The 14,938-nt window shown below is 40.3% G+C and carries 11 protein-coding genes; 6 read left to right on the top strand and 5 right to left on the bottom strand.

Translation table 11 applies throughout. The annotated features are described in order from the left end of the window. Positions 1-63: 63 nt before the first annotated feature. From BM141_RS20820 to BM141_RS20810, 3 genes are all read right to left on the bottom strand, one after another. Positions 64-420 (bottom strand): hypothetical protein, encoded by a 357-nt coding sequence (locus tag BM141_RS20820; protein ID WP_091549389.1) that lies wholly within the window; start codon positions 418-420, stop codon positions 64-66. Between the two features lie 320 nt (positions 421-740). Further along, positions 741-1,370 carry an HmuY family protein gene (locus BM141_RS20815; RefSeq protein ID WP_091549388.1) on the bottom strand — a complete coding sequence of 210 codons (630 nt, stop codon included), beginning with the start codon at positions 1,368-1,370 and terminating at the stop codon, positions 741-743. Positions 1,371-1,408: 38 nt separating this feature from the next. Beyond that, entirely contained in the window at positions 1,409-3,514 is a 2,106-nt protein-coding gene (locus BM141_RS20810; RefSeq protein ID WP_091549387.1) for a TonB-dependent receptor plug domain-containing protein, read from the bottom strand. A gap of 228 nt (positions 3,515-3,742) precedes the next feature. Between BM141_RS20810 and BM141_RS20805 the strand changes: the two genes are divergently transcribed. The 4 genes from BM141_RS20805 to BM141_RS20790 are packed head-to-tail and all read left to right on the top strand — an operon-like array spanning position 3,743 to position 7,522. Next, complete coding sequence (locus BM141_RS20805) at positions 3,743-4,816, top strand: hemin-degrading factor (RefSeq protein ID WP_091549386.1); 1,074 nt, start codon at positions 3,743-3,745, stop codon at positions 4,814-4,816. 4 nt (positions 4,817-4,820) lie between these two features. Further along, complete coding sequence (locus tag BM141_RS20800; RefSeq protein WP_221407725.1) at positions 4,821-5,687, top strand: heme/hemin ABC transporter substrate-binding protein; 867 nt, start codon at positions 4,821-4,823, stop codon at positions 5,685-5,687. Then, entirely contained in the window at positions 5,687-6,730 is a 1,044-nt protein-coding gene (locus tag BM141_RS20795; protein ID WP_091549385.1) for a FecCD family ABC transporter permease, read from the top strand. Before BM141_RS20800 ends, BM141_RS20795 begins: the two co-directional genes overlap by 1 nt. Positions 6,731-6,733: 3 nt before the next feature. Then, positions 6,734-7,522 carry a heme ABC transporter ATP-binding protein gene (locus tag BM141_RS20790; RefSeq protein WP_091549384.1) on the top strand — a complete coding sequence of 263 codons (789 nt, stop codon included), beginning with the start codon at positions 6,734-6,736 and terminating at the stop codon, positions 7,520-7,522. Between the two features lie 197 nt (positions 7,523-7,719). On the opposite strand, the gene BM141_RS20785 is transcribed toward BM141_RS20790, so the two are convergent. Further along, entirely contained in the window at positions 7,720-10,485 is a 2,766-nt protein-coding gene (locus BM141_RS20785; protein ID WP_091549383.1) for a T9SS type B sorting domain-containing protein, read from the bottom strand. Positions 10,486-10,977: 492 nt separating this feature from the next. On the opposite strand from BM141_RS20785, the gene BM141_RS20780 reads away from it, so the two are divergent. Next, positions 10,978-11,670 (top strand): succinate dehydrogenase cytochrome b subunit, encoded by a 693-nt coding sequence (locus BM141_RS20780; protein ID WP_091549382.1) that lies wholly within the window; start codon positions 10,978-10,980, stop codon positions 11,668-11,670. A 257-nt stretch (positions 11,671-11,927) separates the two neighbouring features. Further along, entirely contained in the window at positions 11,928-14,354 is a 2,427-nt protein-coding gene (locus BM141_RS20775) for a zinc-dependent metalloprotease (RefSeq protein WP_091549381.1), read from the top strand. A 246-nt stretch (positions 14,355-14,600) separates the two neighbouring features. Here the strand turns inward: BM141_RS20775 and BM141_RS20770 are convergent. Further along, positions 14,601-14,938, bottom strand: a 338-nt coding sequence (locus BM141_RS20770) for a transposase (RefSeq protein ID WP_177217486.1), incomplete at its 5' end; no start/stop codon positions are given.

Genomic DNA, 14,938 nt, shown 5'->3' with positions numbered 1-14,938 from the left:
GGAAAAAACACCAAACATAAAAGCATATCCACAAAAATTAGAGGACAAACAAATTGTATTTATTCAAGAAAATGTAAAATAATTCACGTTATTATTAGCATTTAGCAAAAATAGGTTCATAGTAGATTCGGTTTCCTTTAGCCAACTTGCTCTTTCATTGGTACTTATATCATAGAGATTGACAGGCATAGCATAACTTTTGCCCTCTTGTGGGAAGTCGACTAAGAAAAATGGTATATTGGCTTCTACATAGATTCCATATCTCAGATTGGCTTTTTCCCATGCCTTAGGATAATCCTTACTTTTAGACATATTATAAAAAATAATATCTAAAAATTCCTTGTTTTCTTTTGCAAGGCTAAGACGAACCTCGCTTGCTGCTTTCTCAATTGGGTGTGTGCTTCCTACTTTTAATGACATAGTATTAGTTGTTTATTTATTATTTTAATTGATTATCAACGGATTACTCCTCTATTATATTGATATTTAATAAAAACTGTTTTTTGACCTTAATACCAATTTTCAGAACCAAAATGGAGTTGTCGGAATAGCACCAGACAGTTCCGCTGTGGCTTATAGAAAGTCAGCACTACGAGGGAGCGATTAATTGTTGAAACCTACTTACATATATCATGAAGAGGCAAGTAAAAAATATTCTAAGAAAAAGAAATGCCTCAAAAATCTACTAATGCAAAGCAAAGATAGAAATTTGAGGCATTATATCTTATATTTTAGCAAAATTATTGCAAGCGTCGACTACCATCTCCTTGGTAAACATAGCGGAAGGTATAGTATCGTGATACAGAAGTCGATGTAATAGTGGTAGGAGCATCTTTGTAATAGCTCAAAATTTCTATTTTGGCAAATTTGCCATCTCCTGTTTTCAAAACGATAACCCTACCCGGGATAGGTGTAATAACATGGGTCGTAGCATTGTAATTGTACCAACCCATGCCCGCGGTAGGGGTAATTGCTAAGGCAGTAGGAGAGTTGTCTTGAGCAAAAGTCGCCGAGGTAGGTACTTCTTTGAACTCATCAAATAAGCCTGCATAGATATACGCACCACCTTGTCCACTGCGAATCGCTCCCCCATTTACGATTATCGTAGTACCTCTGAAACCTATGTCCCATTTGTTAGTAGCACTGTCAGTATTACTTACGACTCGGTTATCTTTCAGATTATAGAGCGTAAATCGGTTCGTACCCCCTATGGGTCTGCCTGTAGCGGGGTCTATCGTTACAGGGTCTGCTGCTAAGTTAGTTACTGTTTGGGCATTGATGAGGTTAGGAGTCGCCTCATCTTTCTTCCCACAAGCGGTAAATAGTATAGCAAACACAAATAAGATTTGGAAAATAAATAACTTTTTCATCAAAAATTTGAGGTTTTAAAATGGTGAAACAAAAAAATTTATAAAGAAGATTTTTTAGTAAGTTGCACATTTAAGCTCAGCCACCACAGCCGACCTGCTATGTTGGGTTGTTGGCTTGGATTTCGGTAATTGAGTAGGTTGTCAATCCCTACTTGTAGTTGTACCTGCTCTTTCCAAAAGGCTTTGCTCGCCGCAAAGTTGCAAGTAATGAATCCTTTGACATATTCGCTGTCATCATCTAATACAAGATTGCCATTGGTATCGCCAAAGCCAAATCTACTTCTATAAATGACTCTCAAAGAGGCATTAACACCTTTGGTGGCGTTTTGATAAAAGACCTTTGCATTTGCCATGTGGCGGCTTCGGTTCATCAGCCCACCGTAATCAGTGAGAGTAAGCCTTTCAGTAACAAGTGTTTGAGGATTACGGCGGAATAGTTCACCTGCTTCTATCTGTCTAATCACTTCGCGGTCTTTAGCAACCATATATTGATAGCCTGCCGAGAATGACCAGTTAGGCTGTATTTGATAGCTCAAATCGCTCTCAATGCCTTGAGTGAAAATACTTTTGAGATTGCGGTAGCTAAAAATATTCTGTCCATTGGTGCGCTGAGCAACTACTTGGCTTTCTATCAAGTTACTCACATTGTTTCTAAAAGCATTCAAGTTCCATTGGAAAGCATCGCTAAGTTTGATTTTGAATCCTATGTTATAGGCAAAAGATGTTTCTGCCTTCAATGCGCCTAAGGTAGCAGAGGGAACAAAAACCTCTGCTATTTGATTTTGAGCTTTAAGTTGTGTCAGTATAAAAGGTAATTCTTCCGTTCCAAAAACAGAATAGCCCGCTACACTATTGACAAAATTGAGGTAAAGCTGTCGGAAGTCAGGGGCTTTGAAGCCTACACCTGCCGAGCCTCTAAGTGCGATTTGGGGGTGGATATTGTACTGGACAGAGAATTTGGGGCTAAACTGAGAGCCATAAACCGAATGTTGGTCGTACCTGCCTCCGAGTAGCAGGCTAAGTCTATTGCTTGGAGTAAATTCGTATTGCCCAAAAATGTATTTTGTAGCAAAGGCTTTTCGACCTTGATAGCGAGTAGCAGCTACGCTTTCACTCACTATGCCTGTTCCTACTGTAAAAATATGTTTTTCTCCTAAGAAATAAACTGCCTGTATCTCAGGGCGTTGAAAGGTCTGGTCAAAAAAAGTGCTTTCATAAGGTTTTTGGTCTTGTAGATAGCGTAGGTCAGAAGCAGTAGCATATTGTGAATGATAATAGCGAAAATAGACTTTGAGAGAAGGAAGCACTTGCCAGTCAAGCGTAGGGTTGAGGTTCCAGTCTTTTACTATGCCTTGTCCACCAACCAGCGAAGCCTGCCCTACCCTTCCAAGGTCGAAATTAGCCTCCTGTTGCTCATTGAAGTAACGGGTAGAAATTTTTAGTTTTATCTTCTCTGAAAAATCATAGTGTATTTTAGACTGAAAAGTATAAGTATGAAAAGGCTCAACAGTCCTACCAAATGTTTCAGGCGTAAAGTCATATCCCCCTGAGCCATAGCGGTTAGCAAAAGCATAAATACCCAAGCGACCATATTTGAGGTTTGCTGACAGTCCAAGGTCAGAAGTACGGTTTGCTCCATAACGAGCAGAAAGTCGCAAAGAGGTATTCTTGGGCGTTTCGGTTATAATATTAACCACTCCTGCTAAAGCTTCTGAACCATAGAGGCTGGAGGTAGGTCCTTTGACAATCTCTATTTGTTTGATATTACCAATAGCGATTCGTGAAAGTTCCATAGTGCCTGCCGTTCTGCCAATGAGTGGCTCACCATCTATAAGTATAAGCGTGTAATCAGGATTAAAACCCTGCATTTGCAAACCTTGTCCATGGTCGTTTACGATAGCCAAACCCGTCTGCTCCTGCAATACGTCCCCAAGCCGCAAACTGCCCATTTGTCGTATCTGTTGCTGGCTAATAAGGGTAACGGGCATAGGTACTGCACCTAAGAGTTTTTCAGTACGGGTAGCTGTAACAGTTACTGCCTCCAAAGCCTGTGTTTTAAGTGTATCAGGCTGTTGCGAGTAAGCTATTGACGTACATGATAGAATAAAAAACAGAGATAATAAAAAATAGAATATTTTTTTCATAAGTAATTGATAGTAAATAACATGAGAGTATTTTTATAAACATTATATTTTCATGATTGATGTAAAATTTTTACAAATTTATATTCTTATTTAGATTAAATCCAAATAAAGATAAAATTATTTATAATTAGTCTAAATAAATTTGACTTTTAAAAAAGCCTTTTTAATTTTGTGATAATTTAGAATGTTTATAAATAATCATGTTTCTGAGTTATTAATAATTAACCTATGGAAATACAAACCGCAACCGCTTCTCTCAAAGAGCGATGGGAGCAGCTAAGAGAAGAACAACCCTCTATGCGTATTAGGGAAGCCGCTGCTCAAATAGGCGTAAGCGAGGCAGAGCTATTGGCAACTACTGTAGGCGAGCATACAATTCGCTTGGAAGGCGACTGGACTGCTTTATACCGCAGATTGCCTGAACTTGGGCGAGTGATGTCGCTCACCCGTAACGATGGGTGTGTGCTGGAGCACAAAGGTACTTTTGAGCAAATAGACATCATTGGAACTATGCCCAAAGCTATGGCAACCGTGATAGGCTACATAGAAACACGCGTGTTTTTTAGTGCATGGAAATTGGGTTTTGCTACCGAACAGCCTACAGCAAAGGGCAGAAGCCTAAAAAGTCTTCAGTTCTTTGATGGGGCAGGAGAGGCAATTACCAAGATTTATTTGCAGGAAGAGGGTAACTTAGATGCTTTTGAAAAATTAGTAGAAGACTTTTCTGCCAAAGACCAAGATGCGCCTCTGCTCTTAGAACCGCCTACTGACTTCTCTTATAAACCCATAGAACAGATAAATTCAAGAGCGTTTATAGAGGCTTGGGATAGCCTACAAGATACGCATGACTTCTTTGGGATGTTGCGAAAGTTTGAAGTACATCGCCAAGATGCTTTACGATTGGCTGAGGGCAAATATACATATCGTATCGCTCCTACTGCTATCCAGCCCTTGCTTGAAACAGTCTCAGCAAGACAGCTACCGATTATGATTTTTGTAGGTAACAGAGGCAATATACAGATACACCAAGGTACAGTACGTACTATTCGCCTCATGGAAAGCCCACAAGCTATCTGGCTCAATGTGTTAGACCCAGATTTTAATATGCACCTCCGCCAAGACCTCATAAAGGAAAGTTGGGTAGTCCGCAAACCTACGGCAGATGGTATGGTTACGAGCCTTGAACTTTTTGATAAAGAACGTAATATGATTGCTCAGTTTTTTGGGCTTCGCAAGCCAAGCCAGCCTGAACGTATAGAGTGGAAAAATTTGGTACAAGAAATAAGCCAATTAAAAGGATAAAATTATGAAAATCAAAATTATGAAAATCAAAACTATGAAAATCAAGCAATTTATTGTTTTTTGCTTTGCTTTTTGGCTAAGTGCTTGTACTGCCTATGCTCAGAATCGTATTGTTTCTGTAGATGGTACGCTAAGCGAGTTGCTATGTGCTTTGGGCTTAGAAAATCAGATAGTAGGGGTAGATGTAACAAGTACCTTCCCCGAGTCGCTCAAAAAGCTACCTCAGGTAGGACACAACCGCAATATAGCAGCTGAGGGGGTACTCTCGCTTAATCCTACCCTTATAGTAGGTTTGGAGAGCAGCAATCTAAAGCCAGAAGTGATAGCCCAACTAAGAGCCGCAGGAAAGAAGGTGCAGATTTTTCCGCGCACTTATAGCATCGAAGGCACAAAACAACTCATTAGGGAAGTTGCTCAGTTTTTCCAACGCGCCGCCCAAGGCGAAGTAATTATTAAAAGTATGGAAACAGACTTAGCTAAACTAAAAAAAGTAAGTCCCTCGCAGAAAGGGTTATTCATTTATGCTCGCGGTGTAGGGTCTCTGATGGTAAGTGGAGAGGGGACTCCATTAGAAAAGATGTTTCAGTTGGTAGGCTGCGAAAATGCAGTCAAAGGGTTTGCAGACTATAAGCCACTTACTGCGGAGTCTTTGCTATTGGCAAATCCTGATTTTATTATTTTGTTTAACTCAGGATTGGAAAGTGTAGGCGGAGTAGAGGGTTTGCTCAAAGTACAAGGCATCAGCCAAACAAAGGCAGGAAAGAACCGCAAAGTTATTGCTATGGACGGGCAGTTGCTCACAGGCTTTGGGATAAGAGTAGGCAAAGCTTTAGTAGAACTTAGTGAAAAGATTAGCCAAACTAACTATTAATGTCATTGATTTCTTTTCGTTCGTTTTTCTTTTACTTGCTGTGGACTTTGTTGCTGTTCTCTGTCTTGCTCTCAGTTTGCGTAGGGGCAGTATCTATCTCTTTCGTTGAACTTTGGAGCATCTTTCTTAGTGAGTTAGGCATAAGTAGTCCGTTTCCTTTTGAGGAGCAGCAAGTCCTTGTTCTCAAAGTAATACGCCTGCCTCGTGTAGCTTTAGGGGTGCTGATAGGAGCGGGGTTGGCGATGGCAGGCGCAGCAATACAGGGCTTGTTTCGCAACCCTCTGGCTGACCCCGGACTTATAGGTATCTCAGCAGGTGCTTCGCTTTTTGCAGTACTGATGATAGTTTTGGAAATACACTTTTTTCAAAAGCTAAAAGGAATCATAGGAAGCTATGCTCTTTCTTTGGCTGCCTTTTTGGGAGCCGCTCTTAGTACATTCTTAGTGTACCAACTTTCTAAAGTGTCAGGCAAAGCAGTGATTACTACAATGTTGTTGGCAGGCATTGCCATTAATGCTTTAGTGGGAGCATTAACAGGGCTAATGACTTATATAGCCAATGATGAGCAACTCAGAAACCTCACTTTTTGGGGGCTGGGTAGTCTTGGCGGGGCTACTTGGGCAAGTGTACTAGTTGCTTTGCCACTCATAGGCTTGTCTTTAGTTCTTCTACCGAGCACTGCCAAAGCCTTGAATCTTTTGGCATTAGGAGAACAGCAAGCCCTTCATTTGGGCGTTAATCTGAAAATGCTGAAGCGTAAGGTAATCATTTTAGCAACTCTGGCTGTAGGCACTTCTGTAGCTTTGGCAGGAACTATCGGCTTTGTGGGCTTCGTAGTACCACATATCATTCGCTTGTGGGCAGGTGCTGACCACCGCAGGGTGCTTATTGGCTCGGCAGTAGCGGGGGCTGCCGTTCTTAGCCTTGCTGATGCCGCTTCGCGCACTATTGTAGCTCCCGCTGAGTTGCCCATCGGTATTCTTACCGCTCTTTTAGGTACTCCCGTATTTCTATGGATTTTACTCAGAGAAAAACAAAGATAATTTATGATAAAAGTACGCAATTTAGGTTATCAGATAGGTAAAAAGTTATTAGTACAAGACTTGAACTTCCAAGCACAGCAAGGCGAACTTTTAGCAATACTTGGAGCAAATGGCGCAGGCAAGTCCACTTTACTTAAACTCTTAAGTCGTGATATTTTGCCCTACCAAGGAAATATTTTTTTTGGTAACAAAGCCTTAGAAGACTATACACTTGACGAACTTGCTCGCAAGAGGGCAGTGCTAATGCAACAAAATCAGGTTTCTTTAGGCTTTGCGTCTGCTGAAATAGTAATGATGGGACGCTATCCATATTTTCAGTTTCATCCAAGTTTTCGCGATGAGCAAATATGTTACTTAGCAATGCAAAAAACAGGAGTTGCCCATTTAGCTTATCGTTCCTATCATACTCTGTCAGGAGGTGAGCAACAAAGAGTACAGTTTGCCAGAGCCTTAGCTCAGGTATGGGAACACCCCGATTCTTGGCTACTGCTCGATGAGCCTACTACCGGCTTAGACCTACTGCATCAACAAGAAATGATAAGCACCGCCCACGAGCTAAGTCGCAAAGGGTATGGAGTAATTGCTATCCTACATGACCTCAATCTGGCAATGCAATATGCTGACAAAGTCCTGATAATGAGAGAAGGGAAGTTATTATCATGGGGAACACCTGCTCAAGTACTTACCTGCGAAACTATACACCAAGCTTTTGACTTACCTGTTCGTCTTATTCGCCACCCCGAACTCCAATGTCCTATGATAGTACCTTGTCCTCTGAATAGAAACCTATAAAAAACTCTACTAATCTGTTCCTGTTTGAGTTTCTCTATCTAAGAGTTCAAACATTCATAAGATTATAATCATACCTAACAGGTTTGTAAAACCTGTCAGGAAATGTGTTAGTTATAAAACATTGATAATATTACTTTTTCACTCAAATAAATTTACAAACTAATTTTATTTGGGTATAACAACCTTGTCAAAAGTAGTTAATCCCTAAGTATTTGTATCCAACCGTTTAGCCTCAGTGTATTATCCTCTCGCCGTAGTCTGATGAAGGTAACTTCTGCTTCATAATAGTACAAGCCCGAGGGCAAGGGCTTTCCGTCTTGGCTTACACCCGCCCAATTCAAAAATATGTCATTATCGCTTTGATAGACCAAACTTCCCCAGCGGTTATATACCTTAAATACTACTTTTTCTACAAATCTTGGGCATGACAGGGGAACAAATTTGTCATTTTTCCCATCTCCATTGGGCGTAATTACGTTAGGAAGCGAATAAGACGGACAGTTATCATTACAAACCAAATTACTGAGCCTACTTTCGTTCCCTGCCGTATCCAAAGCACTAATCGCATAACAGCCCGCCAAAGAGGTCAAGTTCTGATGTATGAAGGAAGTATCTTTGACCGTAGCAAGTAGTCTAAGGGTATCGCTTTCTGTAGGTTTAAAATAAATCTTGTATCCAGAAATAAAAGTATCACAACCTGCTCTTCGGTCTGCGTTCCAAGAAATTCGGTTGCTATACGTTTCATTACAATTATCACTTGGATTGAAGTTTTCACAGTTTAAAGGAACGATAGTTGCTCTTGGGGGACATGGAGGTACAGTATCCCTTGTAATAGAGCAAGTTATTTGAGATTTATTCAGCAAGGGTTCAAAGATATTGGGGTTTTCATAAGAGCCTCTGGTAGTTACAAAATAACAATAATTTACGCCGTCTTGGAGTGGCTGATTTTGGAATCTGCCTACATCAGTATATCTAAAACCATTTACCGTTACATCTACGCTATCTATTAAGTCAAAAGTTCCTCGATTATTTACTCTTTCTCTATGGATATAATGTCTTTTGTACTTAGAAGAAAGGTTATTCCAAGGCACAACCATGTTCCAACGCAGATTTATGGCTCTGGAAGCAGGGGCGGCTTCTAAACGTACCGAAGAGGCTACCTCCGAACTATCTACAATCACTCCATTAGCAAAAAAAGTAACCCTGTAATTGTAAACTCTCTGCTCCGTATTTAGTCCTGTATCTGTAAAAAAAGTATCATTCTCAGCAAAAATTCTTGGTAACTGCCTAATGTTTGCAGTACCGCTAAAATTTTCTGCTCTGGTTACACGATAAGTATGAGGCTTAGGAAACCTCGTTAAATCTATCGCTATAGGCTTTACCCAACGCACAAAAATCTCTCCTTGTGTAGGGCTTGTTCTTTCTACGCTTACATTGGTGATGAGTGGAGCGTTAGTTTGCAAAGTAGTACAAATCTCCGTAGAGGCAATACTTTCTCCGCCTCTTGGGTCGGGGAAAACAGCATAAATACGGTAACAATAAGTAACTCCTCGCCTAAGTCCTTGCCCACCATTATTGTCTAAGAAAGTCGTTTGCCCTATGGGGACTTCGCCTATTTGTTGGTAGCCTGCGGAAGCAGGAATCCCTGTTTCGCAATTATCCGGATTCCAACCAGAAGTCCCTTGTCGTCTAAAAATCAACATTCTTGTCGCATTAGGGCAAGTATAATTTGCCCAAGACAGCGAAATACTCCGATTGATATTGTCAGGCGTAGCAGTCAGTCCTGTAGGCGGAGGCCCTATCACCGTAATACGCCAAGTCCTAAGAACGACTAATCTATTAATTCGCGGAGTGGGTCGGTCTTCCGCTCTAAAAACCACATTGTAAGGCTCTCTGCGTACATCGGTACAAACTGTCTGCCAACGGAAAGTACCAACTCGCCTACCCGCAGTGGATTGACTCAGCAATGTATCAAAGGTAGCACGATTCCCTGGTGCGCGATTTTGGAAAAGTTCACCGAAAGCCTGTAAGGTAATAAAATCCCTATCTGGGTCAGTAGCAATAATATTTCTGGTCAGACTACTCCCCGCAATCACGCAGGTATCTTGTGGAATGATTAGCACGGGAGGTCTATTAGGGTTTTCTCGAATGATAATCTGAATATCTCTGTTGATAGAACTAATCTTGATTCCATTTCTCCATTCATTGACAAAGAAAGCTACGTTGTACTGACCAGGTTGCAAGGGAGCGTCCCAAATCAAATCACCTGTAAGTGGGTCAATTTTGAGGGTTGCAGGTCCCGTTCCTGCTTGATTGGTAGCTCCAAACAAGGTTTCAGGGAAAGAATAGCCCTCCACATTTCTTCCTACATCTCGCTTGCAAACAGTTAATTCATAAGAAAGGCTATCTCCCTCGGGGTCAAATGCTCCTGGATTGTGAATAAAAATCTGACGCGATGCTCCAAAATCTAAAATTGGGTAGGTTAAAATAGGTGCGCTATTCAGACCCAAAAAGGGAGAAATTAGAAAAGTAGATTCTATGTAAAATGGAGTATTAATAGAGTTAGGAATATTTAATACATTCGGGTTGCGATTCCTAATGCCTACCCCAACTTTAAACTCGCCCGGTCCTGCAAAAGTATAAGTAGTAATGTAGAGTAATCTTTCTGTCTGATTCCCTACATCTTGAGTAGAGGTCAGCCTTACCTCTGCTTTTTCTCCATTCCCGAAGTCAAACTCTACTCGCTCATCAGCCGGCACTCCCGTAACGTCGCGGTAGATAGTCAAGGTAAATTCATAAGTCAAACCCGCACCCGGAAGCCGCCTCGCTGTCAAGTCGCCTCCGCGTATGTGAGTAGCATAAGTTTTTGAAAAAAATAACAAAAATAGACAAAGGAGTAAAATAAACTTCTTTGCGTGAGGCTGCTTGAAAATCGTATGGAAGTAATATTTGTAATTTCGCATTGTACAAGATTCAAAGTTTAGTAGTTTTTAAGGGACTCAAATAAAATAATATGGTATAAGTTTTTCATGCCTACTTTAATTAAATTTATCGGTAATCATCTGAAAAATGCCAAGTAATTCATTGTTTATTTTAAAGTTTTAATATCGCTGTAAAACATAACTAAACTAATTTAGACTTTTTCCTAATGATAACTCAATTTACGCAAGTCTTTCCAAAATAATACAATTTTTTAACAATAATGTTCTACAAACCATTCACCTACATAATCGTTTAGACGAATCAACTAAGGTAGAAGTGGCAAAAGAAAGAATAAATCTCTATTTATAATTTAGAACCTTTACAAATTAGTAGAATTATCTTGCTTTCTACCTTTTTGAGTTTTAGATTTGAAACAGTAAAATTGATGATGTTAAATTCATACGGTTTTCAAACTTAGTAGTATATTTTTAAAATAAAAATTTTTTGATAAAACTTTAAATAACTCAAACATAATGAAGTGGTTAGTTAATATGCTTACAAGCACCATTGGGCGCAAGTTGATTATGGCACTCACAGGGCTTTTTCTTATTCTCTTTTTGGTGGTTCACCTTTCTGGCAATCTCCAACTCATCAAAGGTGATGGAGGAAGGGCATTCAATCTGTACGCAGAGTTCATGACTACTTTCCCACTGATTAAAGTAATTAGTATTGGTAATTTTTTCTTTATTCTTTTGCATATCTATACTTCTGCTGTACTTACGCAACGCAATCGTGCCGCAAGACCTGTGCAGTATGCCTACTTAGCAGGACAAAGTACCAATAGCTCTTGGGCATCTCGCAACATGGGTGTTTTAGGAACTATCATCTTAGTTTTCTTAATTGTTCACCTCAGAGGTTTTTGGTATGAAATGCACTTTGGAAGTATCCCCACGCAAAATTATGACGGTAAGGAGGTAAAAGACCTTTATACAGTCGTCAAAGCCACATACGCTCAATGGTGGTATGTAGCTTTTTATGTCATCAGTATGATTTTCGTAGGTTTCCACTTATTGCATGGCTTTAGTAGTGCTTTTCAAACTTTGGGCTTGAATCATAAAAAATATACACCGCTCATCAAAGGTTTAGGCTATGCGATTGCAGTGCTGATTCCGCTTGGCTTCGCTATTATTCCTATTGTAATGTTTTTTCAAAGGACAGACTGGTAATGAGATTAATACTTATTAATTTGTAAGCCATGATTGTTCATCCTATGAAATCGCATTTCTTAGGGCTTTATTTTTTTTGCATAAAGTTCAAGGCAAGTATCTATGAAATTTATAAAGAAGTCAATGGAAAAATTGTAATCGCAGTGGTAAAAGACACTTGGGAAATTTAATTTGCTTGATGGATAATCTGCATCTTGGGGTATATTAAAGTACGTTCCCATCTTATTAGGTAAACAAAACTTAAAACGCAACATACCATGAAAAAATATTTGCTTTTCTTGTTTTTTATTTTTTGTGTCCACTGCTTGCTTGCCCAAATGCCTTCTATCAGTGAGGTAACTAAAGATTTTAAAAAGTATGAGGGCTTCTTCAGCTTTTATTTTGATGAAAAAACAGGGGCAGTTTATTTGGAAATTGACAAGTTCGATACAGAGTTTCTCTACGTCAATTCGCTGACCGCAGGGCTTGGCTCTAACGATATTGGGCTTGACCGCAATCAGTTAGGAGATGAAAGGATAGTCTATTTCAATCGAGTTGCCAGTAAGGTTTTGCTTTTCCAACCCAATCAAAAATATCGCGCCATTACCAGCGACAAAGCAGAGCAAAGAGCAGTAAGAGAGTCTTTTGCCCAATCTGTTTTGTATGGTTTTGATGTGGAGGCAGTAGAAAACAACAAGGTATTGGTGGATATGACAGAGTTTTTGCTCAGAGATGCTCATGGTATTGCCGACCGTATCAAAAACATGCGACAAGGTGCTTATCACTTAGATATAAGTCGCAGTGCTATTTATCTTCCCCGCACCAAAAATTTTCCACAAAACACAGAATTTGAAGCTACTTTGACTTTTACAGGGGCAGAGGCAGGAAATTACTTGCGTTCTGTTGTGCCTTCTGAAGAAGCATTTAGCCTAAGACTGCACCATTCTTTTATACAACTCCCCGATAATGAGTATGTCCCAAGAGAGTACGACCCTCGTAGCGGCTTCATTAATATTTCATACTATGATTATAGTACACCTGTCAGTGAGCCTTTAGAAAAAAAGTTTGCCATTCGCCACCGCTTGAAAAAGAAAAATCCTTCTGCAAAAGTTAGTGAAGCAGTGAAGCCCATAGTTTACTATCTAGATAATGGAACGCCTGAGCCTATTCGCACCGCCCTTTTGGAAGGAGCGAGTTGGTGGAATCAGGCTTTTGAAGCGGCAGGTTACAAAGATGCTTTCCAAGTCAAACTTTTGCCCGAAGATGCTGACCCTATGGACATTAGGTACAATGTCATCAACTGGGTACACCGTTCCACTCGCGGTTGGTCGTATGGCAGTTCGGTTACTGACCCTCGCACAGGCGAAATCATCAAAGGTCATGTTACGCTTGGTTCTTTGAGGGTAAGACAGGACTATTTGATAGCCACAGGCTTGCTTGCCCCTTTTGAAAATGGAGAAAAATTGGACGAGAAAAATGACCCCATGCTCAAAATGGCTTTGCACCGCTTAAAGCAACTCTCTGCCCACGAGGTAGGGCATACGATTGGCTTGGTGCATAACTACGCCGCAAGCATGAATAACCGCGCTTCTGTCATGGACTATCCGCATCCAACTGTTTCTTTGGACAAAAATGGCAACATTGACCTTTCCAATGCCTATACTTCAGAAATAGGGGAGTGGGACAAGGTCAGCATCACTTGGGGCTACCAAGATTTCCCAAAAGGTACTGATGAGAAAAAAGCCTTGAATGAGGTTTTGGATAAGGCGATTGCCAAAGGACTGTTGTTTATTTCAGATGTGGACGCAAGGGCTACAGGCGGGGCGCACCCCAAAGCACACCTTTGGGACAATGGAGATAATGCTGTCAAAGAGTTTAGCAATGTCTTGAAAGTGAGGCAGAAAGCACTTGATAATTTTTCAGTAAAAAATATCAGAAACGGCGTGCCTTATGCCGTCTTAGAAGAAGTTTTAGTGCCTATCTACAACTATCACCGCTATCAATTAGAAGCTGTAGCCAAATTGATAGGAGGAATGAATTACAGCTATGCAATACGCGGTGATAAGCAGGTGGTTACAGAAATAGTCCCCAAAGAGGTACAGCAACAAGCCTTAGACGCAATGTTACAAGCGATTAGCCCAGAAATTTTAACCTTGCCAGAAAACATCATCAAACTTATCCCTCCAAGACCTCAAGGCTATAGTCCTCACAGAGAACTTTTTAGCAAGCGAACAGGATTGACTTTTGACCCTATGAGTGCAGCAGAAGCGGCAGCATCTTTTCCTATGTCTTTCCTTTTTCACCATGAAAGGGCGGCCCGCTTGGTAGAGTTTAAAGCAAGAAACAACAGCTTGGGTTTAGAGGAAGTTATTAATACTATCATTGAAAAAACATGGAAAAGCCCAAGACTGAGTGGTTTACAGCGCAGTGTACAGATGCAAACCGAGCAAATCATGCTTACGCACCTTTTGGCTTTGAGCATAAATGAAAATGCCTCCATGTTGGTAAAAAGCATTGCCAACCAAGCAGTAAAAAACTTGAAAACTTGGATAGAAGCGAAAAAAGCAGAAAGTAAAGAAACTGATTACTTAGCACACTTGGATTATGCCCTTGACCGCATGAAAACCCCAGAAAGAGCCAAAGTAGAGAGCGAAAAGCCCCTGCCTCCGGGTGCGCCTATAGGAATGTGTAGCTTAGAGGAGTAAGATGAGGAAATGCTTGTTATTTTTGCTATTTTTGTCTTATCTATGAAGAAAGCGTATCAACATTCACATACCAAAAAGCCATAGCCCTACTTACATATAACTTGATAGAGATAAAGCACTTGGTCAAGCCTCGATTCTGCCCCCCCTTGCCCTCCCAGTGGAGAGGGGTGGGTGGGGCAGGAGAAATTACGAACGAATATTTGTTGAAACCTAATAAAACTTATGAAGTTTATTGCTTTATTATACTCAATAAAAATTGGTTTTGGTTTTAGGGATATGAAAATTCCAAGAAATTAAGGTTTCTAATTCCTGCTTATATTGGGCAATATGGGTAAAAAACTCACAGACCTTTTCCTTGAAATCTTGAAACTTTCTATAAAAACAAGTATCAATGACCTTTTTACGCATAAATTTCCATAATCTTTCAATCAAATTAAGATTAGGCGAGTAAGCAGGCAAGAAAAGCTGTTTTATCCTGCTACTTGCCAATTTTTCTTGTAAGTGCTTATTTTTGTAATATCGTGCATTATCACAAATCACATAAATCTTTTCCTTGTCAGGGTGACATGCTTGCAATTGCTCAT

The sequence above is a fragment of the Thermoflexibacter ruber genome, assembly GCF_900113045.1.
Taxonomy (GTDB): domain Bacteria; phylum Bacteroidota; class Bacteroidia; order Cytophagales; family Thermoflexibacteraceae; genus Thermoflexibacter; species Thermoflexibacter ruber.
Note: the sequence above shows the minus strand (reverse complement) of the source record. Positions and strands in the feature narration are given on the sequence as shown.